Source organism: Rhizobium sp. AN68 (assembly GCF_030758035.1).
Taxonomy (GTDB): domain Bacteria; phylum Pseudomonadota; class Alphaproteobacteria; order Rhizobiales; family Rhizobiaceae; genus Agrobacterium; species Agrobacterium tumefaciens.
This window is the reverse complement of sequence record NZ_JARWMI010000003.1, coordinates 2,454,802-2,471,519: the sequence shown is the minus strand read 5'-3', so window position 1 is coordinate 2,471,519 and position 16,718 is coordinate 2,454,802. Positions and strand designations below refer to the sequence as shown.

The window sequence follows — 16,718 nt, the reverse complement described above, 5'->3', positions numbered from 1 at the left end:
CCTCTGAAACATCGAATTGTTTAGCAAATTCAAAGCCGGCTTCCAAATTGCAATGGCTTGCCTGATGGCTTGTGTTTGGCGATATGTTAACGAACGTTCCCGGGTGAGGATCCATGTCCGACAAGAAATATTACGATGCCCAGCTGGATAGAGCCCGGCAGTTGCAAAACCAAGGACAATATGCGGAAGCGCATGCGCTTCTCTTATCGCTGGTTGCAGTAAAGGACGGGCACCTGATGGGTGAGCGGACAGTGCTCGGTCTGCCGCGCAGGCTGCATGCGGCACGGCTGCGTCTTGCCAAGGCTGAAGGCGATGTGGTCGCGAGGATCGGCTATCAATACACGCTGGTTCCGCCGCCGCAGGTGCTTGCAAAATATGCGCATTTTTCCCCGGAGGAGCACCGCGCTATCAATCTGAAAAGCAGGGAGGACGTGCCGAGGCGCATCCATCAGATTTGGATCGGAGACAAGGCCCCGCCCGTATCGGTCAAGGCCTGGGCCGCCCATGCCGCCTCGCATGGTTACGAATATCGCCTCTGGCGGGAGGCCGATCTTGAGCGGGAAGGCGTGTTTTCGAATGACGTCTTCAGGACGATGCTGGAAGACGGCGATTATCCCGGTGCTGTCGATGTGGCCCGCTATGTCGTGCTGGAGCGTTTTGGTGGCATCTATCTTGATTGCGACTGGTATCCGGCGCGGGATGATGCGAGTTTCGATGCTTTCCTGCCACTGGTAGGGCTGACGGCGTTTGATGAAGAAACACCGCGCGATACCGGGCAGGGCAGCATGCTTCTTGCCAACTCTTTCATTGCGACACCTGCCGGCCATCCGGTCTTCCGCAGGATGCTGGAGGCGTTTCCGAGGATTCTTGAGGAAATGCCGCGTGCGCCAGCCTGGTGGTCGACGGGTCCGCTGATCTTTACCGTCATCGCTCGGGCTGGGAGCATCAGCCTTGCGCCGGCGGGGTTTGTTGCCGCTTCTCTTGCCGATCGCGCCGCGTTGCATGAGGTTGAAGCTGTCAGGCGCGAACTTGCCACCAAGACGGGTGGTTTGCTGATTGCCTGGAAGTCATGGTGATATCTGGTTGATGAGTTCCGCCGAGGAACGCAAGCGCGCGGCAGGATGTTTGCCGGTAATTTCGAACAGCCGTTTCAGAAAACGCCAGACGTTGTCATCATGCACGAGATGATGGGTGAGGATGCCGGTCGTGCCGCCGTGCTCCGCAGTCTGCAGGATGCGGGCGGCGGTCTCGGCGAAAAGGATGTCGTCTTCGCGCCCACCGCGGCTGCCGTGCCAGTCAATCACGTCGACATGGGTGTTCAGGCAAGGTGGCACGGCGTCTTTCTCCGGGCCGAAAACCGAAAGCGCTCGATATCCGAGGTCTGCCAGTCCCTGCACCACATTGGCATCTATGCGGTTCCACGGCGGAACGAGCATAGGCACGAAACGCCTGCCATGCAGATCGTGCAGTTTTTCCAGCCCGGATTGCAACTCGTCGAGAACGATGGACAGGTCACGGTGTGATCCGAGTTCCTGTTTCTTTTCTTTCTCGGTGGCATAGTTTGTATGGGACCAGCCATGCACGGCGACATGGGCAATGTCAGTCGTATCCAGGTGCCGCGCGAGCTTGTCCGTCGTCATCTCGGGGATAACCGCAAGCGTGACCGGCGCGGAAAAGCTGCTGCAAAGATCGAGCAGCGTGTCGAGCGCCGGTGTCGGTTCCACCGCATCGTCGTCCCTGAGCCAGAGATCGGCCGTTATGCCGCGTCGTCCACATTCATCCAGTGCCGCTACGAGTGTTTCCAGACTCATGATGTTCGTGCCTTTGCTCGCAACAGGATATCGTTCAGTTCTCTTGCGGCGTTTTCCAGAGATCGTTCATTTTTTACGAACTGGCGGGCTGCACTTGCCAATTCCTCACGCCGCTTGTCATCGCCGAGCAGGGTTTCGATTGCTCCAGCATAGGCGGCTGTATCATTTTCCGGTGTCAGTAATCCGGTGGTTCCGGATTTTAACACTTCGGGGACGCCGGCCACCGCTTCGGCGATAACGGGCAGGCCCGCAGCCTGTGCCTCGAGATAGGCGAGACCGTAGGCTTCGCCATGCCCCGGCCAGACGTAAACCGATGCTTTTGAAAGAAGTTCTGCGATTTCGTTTGCGTTTTTTTCTCCGTGCCAGACAAGACGGCGATCGGGAAAAGAGCTGAACATGGCATGTACGGCAGCGCGTTCCGGCCCGTCGCCGATGATATCCAATGTCCAGTTCAAATCCTGCGGCAACAGCGCAAGTGCTTCGCGAAGCGCGCGATAGCTGTCGAACTTGTCGCCAGCCCGCATCATGGCGACGGTGATGAGTTTTCCCGGTGTGGGGCGCGGAGCAATTTCAAGAAAATTACTGGCATCGATAAAGGGCGCCAACATCGCCGAGCGGAGTGCGGGAGAGGCGCGGACAAGCCCGTCGCGATCACGCGCGGTGAAGCAGATATTGATGGCGGCAGCGTTCAATGCGGCCAGTAACTCGTCCTGAACCGCCTGCCAGCCCATGCCATTGCGCTTGGGGGAATAGGAGGCCTCGGCGGTGACGTAGGGAATACCGAAACGTGTGCCCAGTTCCGGCCCGAGCAAGTCCGGGGCCTTGTAATAGGGGTGATAACAAAACCACAGATCCGGCGCGCCTTCCCGCTGCCAGCGCTCCGTAATGGTCTCGATTTCATGCGTCGCCGCATCGGCAAGCAAGGACCGCGCCGGATCGTCAGCCTGTTTGAGAAAGCTGCGCAGCTCGGAAGCGACGGAAACATCGTGGCCGCCCATCGCCATCGCCTTCATCAGCAGGCGGGCCATCAGCCGGTCTCCGGAGGGAACGGGATGGTTGGGCGATTTGAGCGGTGAATAAAAAGCGATCCTCATCCGGATGGTTGTGCGTCGCCCATGGCTCCGGCGTCAACCGGAATTTGAGAGGGCCGAGCCTTGACAGCCTGACCATTCTTGCCCAACTGAAAGGCATCTTTTGCACATGCGCGGAGCGTGACACGCTTTGACTTCCCCAGTCGTTTCCCAGAACCTGCTTTCCAGCATCGAAAACAAAAGCGCCAAAGCGGCGGTGATCGGCCTTGGCTATGTCGGTCTGCCGCTAGCCATCACGATCGCCAAGGCCGGTTTCAAGGTCGTCGGTTTCGATATCGATCCCGGTAAAATGGTCGCGATCGATGCCGGCCGCAGCTATATCGAGGCGGTTTCGGACGAGGTGCTGGCAAGCGTCAGGCGCGATGATGGCTTCATCGCAACGTCTGATTTTTCCAGACTGGCTGAATGCGATGTGATTGCCATTTGCGTGCCGACGCCCTTGACGAAATATCGCGAGCCGGACCTCTCCTATGTCGAAAAGACCTGCCGGGACATTGCCGCGCATCTGCGCAGGGGGCAGCTTGTGGTGCTGGAATCGACCACCTATCCCGGCACGACCGACGGGGTTGTGAAGACCATTCTGGAAGGTACGGGACTTGTCTCCGGCGTCGACTTCTTCATCGGTTTTTCGCCCGAGCGGGAAGATCCCGGCAATCGCGATTTCGAGACCTCGACGATTCCGAAGGTCGTTGCAGGCGATGGCGAGGCTGCCGGGAAACTGATGGCGGCATTCTACGGCTCAGTGGTCAAGAAGATCGTTCCGGTCTCGACAAACGCCACGGCCGAGGCGGTGAAAATCACCGAAAACGTCTTCCGTGCTGTCAATATCGCGCTCGTCAATGAACTCAAGGTCGTCTACGAGGCCATGGGCATCGACATCTGGGAAGTGATCGACGCGGCGAAAACCAAGCCGTTCGGTTTCATGCCGTTTTATCCCGGCCCGGGTCTTGGTGGCCACTGCATACCGATCGATCCTTTCTATCTCACCTGGAAATCGCGGGAGTACGAGTTGCCGACGAGGTTCATCGAGCTCGCCGGCGAGATCAACACCGGCATGCCGCGTCATGTCATCGGACGGGTTGCGGAAGCCCTCGACATCCGTTCTGGCAAGGCGCTCAGCCGCTCCAAGGTGCTGGTGGTCGGTCTCGCCTACAAGAAGAATGTGCCCGATATTCGTGAAAGTCCTTCGCTGAAACTCATAGAACTTATTCAGGAGCGCGGCGGCGAAGCGGCCTATTATGATCCGCACGTGGCAGAAATCCCGAAAACCCGGGAATATAGCCACCTGATGGGCATGAAATCCGTGGCTTGGGACAAGCAGACCGTCAGCGCCTTTGACGCTGTTCTGGTCGCGACCGATCACGACAATGTGGACTATGCCGCTCTTTGCGAATGGTCGCCGCTGATCATCGATACGCGAAACGTCTTCGCGCGTCGGGATATCGCCGCAAAACACATCATCAAGGCCTGATCGCCTTCTCCCGGGCATTTTCGGCAACATCGCCATACGGTTTTACTGGAAATGCCCGGCATTCATGAACGGACGGACTATGAGCAGATTGGACAGTTTCATTCGCCGGTTGACCGCGCAGCGCGATATCCTCAACCACGTCAAGGCCGATCTCGATCTGCCTGACGAAGGTGCGATCATGGAAATCGGCCTTGGAAACGGGCGGACGTTCAATCATTTGCGGGAACTGTTTCCGCAACGCCGTATCGTTGCCTTCGACAGGGCCATGGGTGCACACGCCTCTTCCGTTCCGGCGCAGGAAGATCTCGTCATCGGTGAAATATCGGAAACCGCTCCGGCCTTCATCGGTGTGGAGGCGGCCATGGTGCATGCCGATATCGGCACGGGCTACCCCGAAAAGGATGCCATTACCCTGACATGGCTGCCGGACCTTGCCGCGGGCATGCTGGCAAAAGGCGGCGTTGCGGTCAGCGGTCTGCCTCTGGATCATCCCATGCTGAAGCCTCTGCCGGTGCCGGAAAGTGTGCCGACCGACCGTTATTTTCTCTATCGCAAGATTTGAGGCCGGATGGCCCGTCAGCGAGCGCGCCCGTGTTGCCTTATAGGTAGCGCTCGCTCTCTTCTTTCGAGAGCAGGAAAACTTTCATTTGCGAGTTTCTCCCGCGAATGGCGATTTTTTCGCTTCGCAAATCGGCAATCTCCTGTCCCGCCTGAATGATGGCGGGTTCGGAAACGACAATGGCGGCGCCGAATTCCTTGGCCTTGGATTCCAGCCTGCTCGCCACATTCACGGTGTCGCCGATGGCGGTCAGGGTTTTCGCTGCGCCATAGCCCATGACGCCGACGATCGTCGGGCCGGCGTGGATGCCTACTACCACTTCCAGCCGGACGGCAAATTGTTTTTCCAGTCCCTCATTCAGGATTGAAAGCTCCCGCAATATGATAGCGGCGGCCTTCATGGCGTTGCGGCAGGCATTTTCTGCATCGTCGCCAAGTCCGAAAAGAGCCATGGCGCCATCACCGATGAATTTGTCGAGATGTCCTCCGGCCTGTTCTACGGCCTGCCCGACGATGGTGAAGTAGCGGTTTAGAAGAAACACGACGTCATATGGCAGTTTCGCCTCGGAAAGCGCGGTGAAATTGCGGATATCACAAAAGAGGATGGCGATCTCCTCTTCCTTGCCCGGCCGTGCCGGTTGCGCATCCGCTGGCAGGTCGCTCTGTTGGGGCGGCGATACCAGAAGCGCTATTCCAATATCCTGAGTGGGCCGCAACTGGCAGCCGAGCCGCACATCTGAATCGGCATGTATGCGCCTCAAAGTGGTTTGTTCGATATCTCCAGGAGGCGGAAGCGGGCCTTTGCTTTCGACAATCCTGACCCGGCAGGTCGAACAGCGTCCTTTGCCGCCGCATACGGAATAATGCGGTACGCCCGCGAGTCTGCTGGCCTCCAGAATGCTGAGCCCGGCAGGGACGCGCGCTTGCGCGCCATGCTCATAACGGATTTCGATAGCCGTCGATCTCTGTCGCCAGCTGCGCACGCCGCGCAAGACGAACACCAGCATGACCGCGCCGACAAAAATCGCTTCCGTTGCGTCGGTAACGAAACGGATACGCGTCTCCATCTCCCGTTGTAACGGTATGTCGTCTCTTTGAACGGTGGTATCTGCAAGCCCGGGAGGAAGTGAGTATTTTCTGTCCACCTCCTCCAGCCAGCGGCCGGCATCGCTGAAGCCCAGAAGCGCCAACAAAGGCAGCATCACCGCCACAGTCATGAATATCCCGGCAATTTTGGGATACCAGTCCCGGTAACGCAACCAGAAAAACAGGCCGATACACCCGTGGGTCCAGATCACGATCAATGCGAGGCTTTGCCACGCGCCGGCCATGGGGTTGTTGATCCAGAGCCGGCGAACGACCGAGTAATATCCCACGTCGATGTTGTAGATCATGTGCGACACGCGAATATTGACGGCGTGGCTGATGATCAAAAACGGGATCGACAGGCCAAGTATGGCTTGCAGCGCTTCGCGAAGGGGCATGCGCAATGTTCGGCGCTGATAAAGCGAGCGCAGGACAAGACAGACGTGCACCACAACCGACCCATAAAACAGCAGGCTGCTGACGGGATTGAGCCAGATCAGGCTGAACCATTTTCGCGCCCGCTCGGCGGTATCGATGGAGATGAGAGCGAGCGAATGGTTGAAAAGATGGGAAAATACAAAGGCAAAAATGATGAGGCCGGACAAGATCCGGGCGCGTCTCAAATTGGTCTCCGAAAAGAAACGGATCATGCAAATCCCATCATGCGGTCATTTGGCGCAGAATCATCATTAAGTGTGCTCTGGTGTCTTTAATGCAGGGTATCTCGTGGCAATATCGTGGAGCAATGGGCCGGCGATGGTCAATTGTGCGTGTTCGAACGTCTGTTCGCCGCATGATACAAATCAGGCTTCAAAAAAGCGTCAAACGCAGGCCAGCAACACGAGATTTGTGACCGCGATCAGAGGTCGATGATCTGGCCGTCCATTGTCGCGAATGCACCGCTGAACTGGGCTTTTGCCTGTTTTTCGATATCGTCCAGCTCATCGTCGCTGCGGCTTGGGGCGTGGTGGATGAAGCCGACATTTTTTGCGCCTGCCAGTTTGGCAAGGCGGATCGCCTCCTGCCAGGACGAATGGCCATAACCGCGATAAAGGCCCATCTCCTCATCGGTAAACATGGCGTCGTAGAGGAAGAGATCGACGTCCTTGATCAGATCAAGCACGTTCTTGTCGATATTGCCCGGTTCATGTTCGGTATCGGTGATGATGGCGAATGACTTTCCCGCCCAGTCCAGGCGATACCCGATGGCGTTGCCCGGATGATTGAGCATTCCAGTTCAGATCGAGAGGCCCGGATGAACATCCAGGACGTCGCCCGGCATAAAGTCACGGGTTGCCATTTTTGCGCAGCAGACTTCCAGCGGTACGGGGAACCATGGCGGGCTCATGAAGTCCTTGAGCATTTCCCGCGTTGTCATGGTGCCGGCAAGATGACCCGACCAGATGGCGACATCGTTGGAGCTATTGTAGAACGGCTTGAAATAGGGAAAGCCGACGATGTGGTCGTAATGGCAGTGAGAGAAGAACAGGTTGACGTCGGTAATACCTTCCGCCCGCAACGCCAGACCAGCAGGGTGTAACCCCGAACCCGCGTCGAACAAAAGAACATGATCTCCGCATCGTACCTCGATGCAGATGGTATTCCCGCCATATTTTCGGAAGTTTTCACCTGAAACAGGAAGCGTTCCCCGCGCACCCCAGATCTTTACCCGAAAATCTTTATTACCTTCCCGACTTACTATGTCGGAATCGAACGCCATGACACACCCCGATTACAACGGAATCTTGCACGCTTCCTCCCATGAAGCCCGTTGTCTCTACAGATTATTATATCCGCTCTCTTTTGGCGGACGCCCTTACCCTTATTCAGTCAGCATTTCATTTATATTGCAATGGTGCGACATTTATTTTTCCAACATCGCCATCCACGGTAGCAAGAAATTGCGGCTCATGTTCTCGCGTTTGCACGCGCTTTGCTAAGCTCCGTCGTCGTCTGGGTGAGACGTTCGGCAAGAACGCGCATGACCTTGATGGTAATGTCAGGGAAATCGGACATGAGCTTGAAGAACTGTTCCTTGCCGATACGCAGGGCTTCCACGTTGGTGGAGGCACGCACGGTTGCGGTTCTGACGCTGTCGCAGAGAATGGCGATTTCACCGACGATCGCATTGCCGGTCATTTCGGCCACTTTTAACGTGCCCGACGGAGAATCGACCAGAACATCCACTTTGCCGGTCAAAAGGACGTAGGCCGCATCGCCGACATCTCCCTGCCGGAACAGCATGTCGCCGGTGTGATAGGACACGCGGTCGGATGCGAATGCGAGAAGTTTGAGCTTCGACGGTTCCATTTCCGAAAAAAACGGGACGCGTTTCAGCATTTGAATTTCGTCTTTGAAAAGCATTGCCTTACCCTGTTCTTGTTCCACCTCGGTCACTTTCTTGGATTTATGTTGCGACCATATCCTTGAATGTACCGTTTTCCTGCGCAAGAGTCTCGTAACTTCCATCAGCGCTGATAAGGCCCTGATGGACGACGATGACCCGGTCGAACATGCGCGAGAGCGTCGCATTCGACAGAACCCACACGATCGCCGGGTTATTATTGTTCTGTTTCAGGAATGTGATGACCCGTTCGACAATTTCCTCCTGTTGCCGCGGATCGAGGCCGGGAAGGGGGCGATTGAAGACGTAATAGTCGGACTTGCGGATCAGCGCCCTTGCGAGATTGAGCTTCTGCCGCTGGAGTGGCCCGAGCCGCTTGCCGCCGGCGCCGAGGTTGAAATCCAGACCCACCGCAAGCACACGCTCATAGACGCCCTGCTTGCGCATGACCTCGGCCACGATGTGGGTGATGCGCCGTGATGCGTCGGTATAACGATGGCTGACCTTGCCGAAGAGAATATTGTCCAGAAGGCTGGTGGCACTCATGTATTTCGTCGGATCGTAGATTTCGATCACGTTCTTCAGGCTGTCCGGCAGGTTTTCATGGAACATGTGCCGGACTTCAACTATCCGGTTCATGATTTCCGGTGACAGCAGGCCGAAACGCTGCCGGGGCTCGATGTAGAAGAAGCTCAGCCGCAGCATCGCGCGTCTTTCGCTTTCATTGGCCTCGTCGAAACTCCGGCTCTGAAGACGCTGCAGCATTTGCTGATAGACCGGAACATCGTCGGGCGTCATGAATGTCAGCTGCTGGAAGAAGGGGTGGTCACCCGGCAGGTCCGCGAAGATTTCCACGATGTTTTCGGCAATCGTATACCCCATTTCGAACAGGGTTTTGACGAGGCCTGTTTCGCGCATCAGCGAACGGAAATATTCGCTTTCTATGACGGTCCTGATCGACTGTGATGAGTCGCGCATGGTACCGAACAACAGGTTCTCACCCACGGTGGCCTCGCTGTTGTAGCTCTCCAGCTCAAACGGAGCGATGAGGCCGCTCAGGTTCTCCTTTTCCAGTTCGGCGCGCAGGACATGTCGCAGTTCCACAATGCGGGCCGCAAGATGCAGGTCGGTCAAAGGGTCGATCGTCGAGCGCAACGCGAATTCCAGAATATCCTGTGAAAGTTCCACGCTGTCGAGCACAGCCAGAACGGCCTGGATGAGGTTTTCCGGCTTGCCGTCACCGGCCGGGCTTGAAGCGTAGTCGATCCATTCGCTGTTGATGTCGATCGTCGGATTGCCCGCAAGCTTGGCTTCGCGGATCTCCCATTTGCGGTGTTCCAGCGCTGCACCTTCGTATTGCTTTTCGACAAGCGGTGCGTGCTTGAGACCGTAAAGCAGATTGTCCTTCAGGCTGGCGTGGAAAAAATAGCTGTCCGAGGACACATAGGAGATGCGACGGCCCGTCAGCGATTCAGGCAATTCCAATATGTCGACGTCGTTGATGCTTACCTTGCCGGAGGTCGGCCAGAGCGTGCGGCCGATAGCATCCGCGAGCGCCTCTGCTCCCGATCCGCCGACGATGGCGATCACCTCGCCTGCCTCGATCTTCAACGATGCCTGTTCCAGAAGCCGGCTGCCGCTATCGTCTTCCAGCGTCAGATTGCTGACGACGATCGGTGCGGCAATTGCCGCGACTGCTCCCGGTGACAGTTTTTGCACCTTGTCATCGATCATGTTCGACGCATCGAACTGCTCGAAGACCTGCTCGTATTTTACCTGAACATCCTGACGCGCCTGATCCCAGTCGATCAGCTCCTTCAGCGGTCCTGGCAGTTCCTTATAAGCGTTGATGACGGCAACCAGCTGCCCGACATCGAGGCTGCCCTTGAGCGTGAGATAACCGCCCAGTGCATAAAAGAAGAAAGGGGTGAGCTGCGCGAGGAAGTTATTGATGAATTTGACCAGGAACTTCCACTGGTAGAGATCGTAGCGGATCCTGAAGATGTCGCCGAGCCGGTGAGAGGCATCGGCACGCTCGAAATTGGAGGTGTCATAGGCGTGGATGGTGCCGATGCCGTCGACCATTTCGCCGATGCGCCCGGCAAGCTGGCGTGCGCTCAGCTGCCGCTGGCGACCGAGTTCGATGAGGCGACGGCGCATTTTGGGGATGATGCCGACCTGTATGGCGGCCATGAAAGCCGCAATCAGACCCAGCCAGAAATTCTGCACGAGAATGAAGAAGAGTGCCGAGAGCGCCTGACCGCCCAGAAGCGCCGGCTGCACAAAGGCGTCGCCGGTAAATCCGCCCAGCGGTTCGACCTCGTCCTTCACCATGCTGGAGATTTCAGCACCCTTGACCCGCTTGAAATGCGTGGGCGGGAACCGCAGGATCCGATCGATAAGTTCGAAACGGATACGCCTGAGAAGCCGCTCCCCGAGGCGGCCCTTGAAGGTGTTGATATAATATTTGAAAAGCCCGTTGATGACGACAAGCGCAAGGAAGGTGAGGCTGAGCGCCATCAGCATCGACATGCGGTTGAGTTCGAGCCCGGGGAAGAGCGTCACGGTGCCCCAATAGGGAATATCGACCGTGAGATGCATGAAAAGCTGTGTCGCGTTTGCCCCTTCGAAGCCGTCTCCCTGAATGGGCCCGTTGACGATCTGTTTGGGCAGATCGAAGGCGAGGAAATAGGGGATCATGGACAGGGCGACGATCAGCAGAATGAAAAGCTGCTGCCGCTTCGTATGCGACCAGATATAACGCGTAAGGCTTTGTTCCATATAAAACTTCTATGACCTGTCGGGCAGGGCCCGGCGTGTTGGTTTGCGCGGTGTCAAGACGGTCAGGCTGCCGGGTGGCGGGATCCCCTCCTGCAAATAGGTATGTGACTCGCTATTTATCAGTATATTCAAGCGGTTTCGAGCAAAATAGCGCCCGTGCCGAGGCTGGCCCACGATCCCCGATATTTGTTTTTGTAACGTGCATTCCACATTCGATATTGAGACGACTACATTTTTAGACTTCCCTAATGTTATTGGTTTTACTGTAGAACAGGACGTTAGGACGCTCCGGTATAGTTATCCCGCAAATGGTTGAGCCGACACAGGCGTAGTGATTGCAAGGTCGATGGCGATAGATATTTCAGAGCGTGCAAGCGGTGAACCGTCCCCTGACATGTTGTCGCTCTCGGGCATTGCATCCGATGGGTCGATCGCGCATCCGGTTTCTTTTCAAGGATGCACGGGTATTTTTCACCCGGCGCGCAAAGAGGTCAAACAGGATCATGCGGTTCTTTTCGTCAGCCCCTGGGGCATGGAGGAACTGTGCACTCGCAAGTTTCAGCGGGTTGTGGCTGAACGGCTGGCGGCGGCCGGCGTCGCCAGCCTGCGGTTCGACTATCATGGCGCCGGGGATGCGCTCGATCCGGAGGATGTCGACCGTGCGGCGGATTGGCTTTCCGACACGCGAGCGGCGCTCGATTATCTAAAACGTCTTTCCGGCTGTTCCAGGGTGGTCGTCATCGCTCAGGGTCTCGGCTGTCTGATCGCGATACAGGCGCTCGCCGATGCGGCGGCGGTCGGTTCCATGGCGCTTCTGGCGCCCGTCGTCTCCGGTCGGAGCTATCTTCGCGAACTGGCGATGTGGTCGTCCATGATTGACGATGGCCTTGGTCTTCGGCCCGGGCAGCGCATGGCGGAGGCGGGGGCAATTGCAGGCATGGCCATGCCGGTGGGTGTTGCTGATGCTATCAAGAAGGTCAATCTTGCAAAGCTGGATACTGCTCCTGCGCGCAGCATTCTGGTGCTGTCGAGACCGGGCCGGGCGAGCGACAGCGATTTTGCCAAACAACTCGCCGCGATTGGTGCCGAGGTGGGGGAGGCGGAATTTGAGGGATATGACGATCTCGTATCCAGTCCTACACTCTCGAAAATACCCGGCGATGTGGTGAAGCGGCTTCGGGATTGGGTCCTGTCCAAGACCCAGACCACGGATGCGGCAGGTCCGCAGGAGGATTTCATCGTCAACGCTCCGCAGCGCGGTCGCGGTTTTCTGGAACAGCCGGTGCAATTTGGCGAAGCCGGCCGGCTTTTCGGTGTTTTTTGCGAGCCTGACGATCGGGTGGCGGTCTCCTCGGTCCTTCTGCTGGGCGCAGCCTACGATCGGCATGCGGGTTGGGGCAGGCTTTCCGTGCAAACGGCCCGTTTGCTCGCACGGGAGGGTATCGCTTCGTTGCGGTTCGACGCGGCCAATATTGCCGACAGCCCCCCGGTCAAAAACGCGCCCGATCAGGTTCTTTACGATGTGACGCAGAATGACGACGTGGCCGCAGCGCTCGATTTTCTCAGTCGGCGTGGCAAAGGACCCGTCGTTGCTGCTGGGCGCTGCAGTGGCGCCTACCTCGCCTTCAATGGCGCGCTTGCCGATGACCGGATCAGCGGGGTGGTTGCGGTTAATCCGGTTGTGTTCCATTGGCGGAAAGGCCGCTCGGTCGATGAAGCGCTGCACAAACCGCCACGGTCCTTTGGGGAATACAGCCAGCGTTTTCGCCAGGGCGCTACGTTCAAGCGTCTCGTCAGCGGCGATGTCGATGTGGTGAGCGCTGGTCGCAATATCGCCAAGGCGACGCTCAAGAAGCTTTCGATAAAAACGGCAAGGCTTTCCCGCCGGGGGAGCGAGGAAGGGCGTGCCGTCTACGGTGCTTTCGACAAGCTCAAGACAAGGGATGTGTCCATTAGCCTGCTTTACAGCGAGAATGACGACGGGCTTGAGCATTTCCGGTATTATTTCAACGCCGATGGCAGGGGCTTGTCGGCCTATCGGAATGTGTCGCTGACGATTGTTCCTGACGCCGACCATAATCTTTCAACGCCTGAGGCCAGAAAAGCCTACATCGATGCGGTGAAGCTGATGGCTCTAAAAGGAAAATCGCCGGCTGGAGCCTAGCGAGACGACATCGCCGGAAGGGGGCGTTTCGGATGTTGCTGTCTCCGGGATAAGGTCGATTTTTCTGGTTTCACCGGGTGCGAGATGGAACCAGCTTTCCGAGGCGCGGTAATCTTGCGCCGTGATATGGACGGATTGCGCCAGCCGGTCCGTGCCGATCTCGAGCGACCAGATGCCGTTCGCCTCGCTCACCCCCACCTGAAGGTTGGCGGCGTGCAGTGCTTTTTTCCGACCGAGAGGAAAATGGAATGCGTCGGCGATGACAGATCCGGTCGCGACATCGCGGAGCCGGGCTACCGTCACATCATGGGAGCGCGGGCCGAAACGATAGGCATAGGTCGTATCGAAAAAGGCGCCGAACAAATCGGTTGCGGCGATGGTCTGGCTCTGTCGCGGCGAGAGCGTGAGCGGCCGTTTGGCATGGACGACGGGTTGCGTGCCATCGCGCAGGCAGGTCAGTTCCAGCATGGCGTCAAGGTTGTCGCCGGTTTCGTTGATGACATGAATGTCCAGCCCGTTGGTGCCTTCATCGGAAAGGCTGACCTGGATGGGACGAAACGCTCTTTTCAGCGCATGCCAGACGGATTTGGGTCTGCCGGTGGCATCGATGATACCCCAGCCAGCGCCGGGAACGAGATCCTGCAAGGTCCAGACCAGGGCGCCCCGGCAAGAGGACGTGTCGCGACGCCATTCGGCGAAGGTTGCTTCCATGACCTCGGCAGTGACGGCACGAGACATGTCGAGATAGAGGCCGCCATCCTCCCGACGCAGCACGTCCGGCTCAACGTCGTAAAGCAGTTTCAGATAATGGTCGCGAATATCCTCGAAATCCCAGGAAGCGCCGCGATCGCGTGGCGTGCGCGCCTTCCAGCGCGGATCATGCACCGCCAGAGCGGGAAGATGTCTGTCCAGCGTTTCCTGTTCGGGAATATTGGCGAAGGCCAGGCACTCTGCAGCAAAGCGGAGATCGGCCCGGCGGGCATCTTCCAGCGGACGGCAATAGGCGCCCACACCGTAATAATGACCAACTCCGGCATTGGGAAAGAAGGGCAAGGCGCCGCCTGAAGGGGAATTCGCCACATAGGCCGCGTCTGGCCGTTTTTCGGTCAGGACTTCGGGCAAAATTGTCTCGGTGAGCGTTCCCTTCCATATCTGTTCCGGCAGACCGAGCATCGCGCCCTGCTGGTACATTTCGCTACCACCGCAAAAAACGATCAGCGAAGGGGAAAGGGCGGTCGCCTCGAGGAACTGCGAGACTTCCGTAACGATGTGCTGGCTGAGCGCCTCATCCTTTGCTGGATAATCAAAATTGGCAAGCATGGCGTCCTGCCAAACCATGATGCCGAGTTCATCGCAGAGCGCGAAGAACTCCGGCGTTTCATAGGCCATCGTGCCGCCGATGCGGATCATGTTCATACCGGCTTCGGCAGCTTTTCGAAGCCAAGGCTCATAGTCCGGTCTTGTTCCCGGCAGGCGCACGATGTCGGCGGTCGTCCAGACTGCGCCCCGGCAGAAAACGGGGAGCCCGTTTACCCGGATGCCGAAACCGTTGCCGTCTTCGCCGTAATCCACCTCCATGCGCCTGAAGCCGGTGCGCCCGAGTCTGTGTTGCTTACCATCCAGTTCCAGAATGACTTCATGGAGCGCCGGTCTGCCGTGGGTATGCGGCCACCAGGTCTCGACATCGGGTATCCGGAGTTCGCCCAAGAATTCGCCGTTTTCACCTCTGGAAAGATCGGTGCTGTAACCGGCGCAGGTGAGCCGTGCGGATGGAATGTCGTGGTTCGCCTCCAGGGCGATGTTGACCGTTCCCGTCCCGGTTTCGTCGAGCGAGGACCGGACTGTGCAAAGCACGTCTGCCTGTCTTATAAGGCTGATGGGTCGCCATGGGCCGGCGGCATGGATTTCCGGGCACCAGCCTGGCATATATCCGAGCGCCGTGGTGCGGATCAGCCGCAGACCTTGAGTGTTCATCATCTGCGGACGCCAGCGGGCGCGGGGACCGGTTTTTTCGAGCCTTGGCGAAAGTGCCCGGAAGCAGATCGAAAGTTCGTCCGCGCCCGTCAGTTCAACCGGCACTTCCAGCCTTTCGAACATGCTCTGGCTGGCGGCGATCAGTTCGCCGTTGAGGAAGATTTCTGCAATCGTCGACAGGCCGTCGAAGCGCAGGATCGCCCGCTCCCGCACATCGGAAATCATCGTCAGACGGTACCAGGCATCCCTGTCGTTCAATGGTGTCGGATTGAAACGGTCGAATTTCCCGGCCAGTTCCAGAGCTTGCGCCACTGTTCCGGGAACGGATACGTGAAAGCTTTCAAGAGTTGCGGGAATTTCCGAGGGCGTTTCGCAGGCATTGGCGGACGTCAGTGTCAGCGTCCAGCCTTCACTCAGCAATTTTTCGCTTTCGCGCGGAAGATAAGTCCTCACGCGGCCTCGCTGGTGTTCGACAATTTCGCCGCAAGGGCTTCCATCACACCATCCCATGCTTCCGCAGCCGGATCGAGCACCGAGGCGAGCGCGTCGAATTTACGGCGTGTGACGGCGCGAGCGAGCTGGAACTGCACGGTCTTGGCGACCTCGGATATGCGCAGCGCGTGGTCTCGCGCTTCAGCAAATTCGCTCTTGTCCAGCCATTCGAGGTGGCTCGCCGCCAGTTCGAAATTGGCGCCGAGCTGGCGCAGCGTATTGAAGGCATATTTGTGGAAAAAGCCAAACGGACGGTCTGCCACCTTCTCGACCTGAGCCGGAAACACGGCTGCAAAAGACCTGACCGGATTGTCGGATGGTCGCCGTGAAAAATGAAACTTCAGCAGCCGTTCGGCCGTTTTGCGGATATGCGCCGGCGAAGGGTTGCTGTCTGCAAATTTCGCAAATTCCGTATAGGGCAGGAAGGGCGGCTCGCTCTCTCTCAGATGATGCTGGAACAGGCCGTCGAAATCTTCGCCCGACAGGTGGAAAAAGCCGGCATTATGAAAATAATCGAGTTCCCGGTTTGCAAGGTCCAGCCGGTTGATGGCGATGGTGGTCTTGCCATGTTCCTTCCGGTAACCCACCCCGTGGGTATCGGGCATATAGAAGCTGTCCATCTCGATCAGGCAGATGCGACCGCGCTCCAGCTGCGCTTCGATATGGTTTTCTACCCGGTCGAAGATCGCAAGTTCGGTGGCTCGAACGCCATAAAGTGCTTCCAGATCTTCCAGCGGCACCTTGAAGAAGGTGAACTGGTCGCCTTCGAAATCCTGCGTCAGGGTGAAGCCGAACATGGCCTCAGGCGGCAACCCTTTCGAGGCCAGCACCTCGATCCACAAATCGATGTAGCAATTGGTCTCCGGCCACATTCTTTCCGACGAATGAAGCGAGTGCTGCACATAGTTTTTGGGATCGAGACCGGGGAAAATCTGCCGCATGAATG

The 16,718-nt window shown here is 57.6% G+C and carries 11 protein-coding genes and 1 pseudogene; 4 read left to right on the top strand and 8 right to left on the bottom strand.

Annotated features, from left to right (window positions below):
• Positions 1 to 113 precede the first annotated feature (113 nt).
• A complete protein-coding gene (locus tag RBH71_RS25070; RefSeq protein ID WP_003516800.1) occupies positions 114 to 1,076 on the top strand; it encodes a glycosyltransferase family 32 protein in 963 nt (320 codons plus the stop codon).
• On the opposite strand, the gene RBH71_RS25065 is transcribed toward RBH71_RS25070, so the two are convergent.
• Both RBH71_RS25065 and RBH71_RS25060 read right to left on the bottom strand, forming a co-directional pair.
• Positions 1,068 to 1,811, bottom strand: coding sequence for a polysaccharide deacetylase family protein (locus RBH71_RS25065; RefSeq protein ID WP_003516801.1), 744 nt, complete (start codon positions 1,809 to 1,811; stop codon positions 1,068 to 1,070). The genes RBH71_RS25070 and RBH71_RS25065 overlap by 9 nt on opposite strands.
• Complete coding sequence (locus RBH71_RS25060; protein WP_035252393.1) at positions 1,808 to 2,905, bottom strand: glycosyltransferase family 4 protein; 1,098 nt, start codon at positions 2,903 to 2,905, stop codon at positions 1,808 to 1,810. Before RBH71_RS25060 ends, RBH71_RS25065 begins: the two co-directional genes overlap by 4 nt.
• A 127-nt stretch (positions 2,906 to 3,032) precedes the next feature.
• Between RBH71_RS25060 and RBH71_RS25055 the strand changes: the two genes are divergently transcribed.
• Both RBH71_RS25055 and RBH71_RS25050 read left to right on the top strand, forming a co-directional pair.
• Positions 3,033 to 4,373, top strand: coding sequence for a nucleotide sugar dehydrogenase (locus RBH71_RS25055; protein WP_003516803.1), 1,341 nt, complete (start codon positions 3,033 to 3,035; stop codon positions 4,371 to 4,373).
• A 79-nt stretch (positions 4,374 to 4,452) separates the two neighbouring features.
• On the top strand, positions 4,453 to 4,935 hold the full coding sequence (locus tag RBH71_RS25050; RefSeq protein WP_003516804.1) for a class I SAM-dependent methyltransferase: 483 nt from the start codon (positions 4,453 to 4,455) through the stop codon (positions 4,933 to 4,935).
• Positions 4,936 to 4,972: 37 nt separating this feature from the next.
• On the opposite strand, the gene RBH71_RS25045 is transcribed toward RBH71_RS25050, so the two are convergent.
• The 4 genes and pseudogenes from RBH71_RS25045 to RBH71_RS25030 form a co-directional block, all read right to left on the bottom strand.
• On the bottom strand, positions 4,973 to 6,667 hold the full coding sequence (locus tag RBH71_RS25045; protein ID WP_003516805.1) for an adenylate/guanylate cyclase domain-containing protein: 1,695 nt from the start codon (positions 6,665 to 6,667) through the stop codon (positions 4,973 to 4,975).
• Positions 6,668 to 6,876: 209 nt separating this feature from the next.
• Positions 6,877 to 7,737: pseudogene (locus RBH71_RS25040) on the bottom strand (MBL fold metallo-hydrolase).
• Between the two features lie 188 nt (positions 7,738 to 7,925).
• Positions 7,926 to 8,381 (bottom strand): cyclic nucleotide-binding domain-containing protein, encoded by a 456-nt coding sequence (locus RBH71_RS25035; RefSeq protein ID WP_003516807.1) that lies wholly within the window; start codon positions 8,379 to 8,381, stop codon positions 7,926 to 7,928.
• 43 nt (positions 8,382 to 8,424) lie between these two features.
• Positions 8,425 to 11,142 carry an ABC transporter ATP-binding protein gene (locus RBH71_RS25030; RefSeq protein WP_003516808.1) on the bottom strand — a complete coding sequence of 906 codons (2,718 nt, stop codon included), beginning with the start codon at positions 11,140 to 11,142 and terminating at the stop codon, positions 8,425 to 8,427.
• A gap of 346 nt (positions 11,143 to 11,488) precedes the next feature.
• On the opposite strand from RBH71_RS25030, the gene RBH71_RS25025 reads away from it, so the two are divergent.
• Positions 11,489 to 13,306 carry a serine aminopeptidase domain-containing protein gene (locus tag RBH71_RS25025; protein WP_080581006.1) on the top strand — a complete coding sequence of 606 codons (1,818 nt, stop codon included), beginning with the start codon at positions 11,489 to 11,491 and terminating at the stop codon, positions 13,304 to 13,306.
• Here the strand turns inward: RBH71_RS25025 and RBH71_RS25020 are convergent.
• Together RBH71_RS25020 and RBH71_RS25015 are read right to left on the bottom strand one after the other, a co-directional pair.
• A complete protein-coding gene (locus RBH71_RS25020; protein WP_003516811.1) occupies positions 13,277 to 15,733 on the bottom strand; it encodes a glycoside hydrolase family 2 protein in 2,457 nt (818 codons plus the stop codon). The two genes, RBH71_RS25025 and RBH71_RS25020, sit on opposite strands and share 30 nt — an antisense overlap.
• Entirely contained in the window at positions 15,730 to 16,713 is a 984-nt protein-coding gene (locus RBH71_RS25015; protein ID WP_003516813.1) for a DUF1839 family protein, read from the bottom strand. Before RBH71_RS25015 ends, RBH71_RS25020 begins: the two co-directional genes overlap by 4 nt.
• Between the last annotated feature and the right edge of the window lie 5 nt (positions 16,714 to 16,718).

What these genes read in the sequence shown, in the direction of transcription:
- RBH71_RS25070 (WP_003516800.1), top strand. Translation starts at nt 114, where the DNA reads ATGTCCGACAAGAAATATTACGATGCCCAGCTGGATAGAGCCCGGCAG.
- RBH71_RS25065 (WP_003516801.1), bottom strand. Translation starts at nt 1,811, where the DNA reads ATGAGTCTGGAAACACTCGTAGCGGCACTGGATGAATGTGGACGACGC.
- RBH71_RS25060 (WP_035252393.1), bottom strand. Translation starts at nt 2,905, where the DNA reads ATGAGGATCGCTTTTTATTCACCGCTCAAATCGCCCAACCATCCCGTT.
- RBH71_RS25050 (WP_003516804.1), top strand. Translation starts at nt 4,453, where the DNA reads ATGAGCAGATTGGACAGTTTCATTCGCCGGTTGACCGCGCAGCGCGAT.
- RBH71_RS25045 (WP_003516805.1), bottom strand. Translation starts at nt 6,667, where the DNA reads ATGATCCGTTTCTTTTCGGAGACCAATTTGAGACGCGCCCGGATCTTG.
- RBH71_RS25035 (WP_003516807.1), bottom strand. Translation starts at nt 8,381, where the DNA reads ATGCTTTTCAAAGACGAAATTCAAATGCTGAAACGCGTCCCGTTTTTT.
- RBH71_RS25030 (WP_003516808.1), bottom strand. Translation starts at nt 11,142, where the DNA reads ATGGAACAAAGCCTTACGCGTTATATCTGGTCGCATACGAAGCGGCAG.
- RBH71_RS25025 (WP_080581006.1), top strand. Translation starts at nt 11,489, where the DNA reads ATGGCGATAGATATTTCAGAGCGTGCAAGCGGTGAACCGTCCCCTGAC.
- RBH71_RS25015 (WP_003516813.1), bottom strand. Translation starts at nt 16,713, where the DNA reads ATGCGGCAGATTTTCCCCGGTCTCGATCCCAAAAACTATGTGCAGCAC.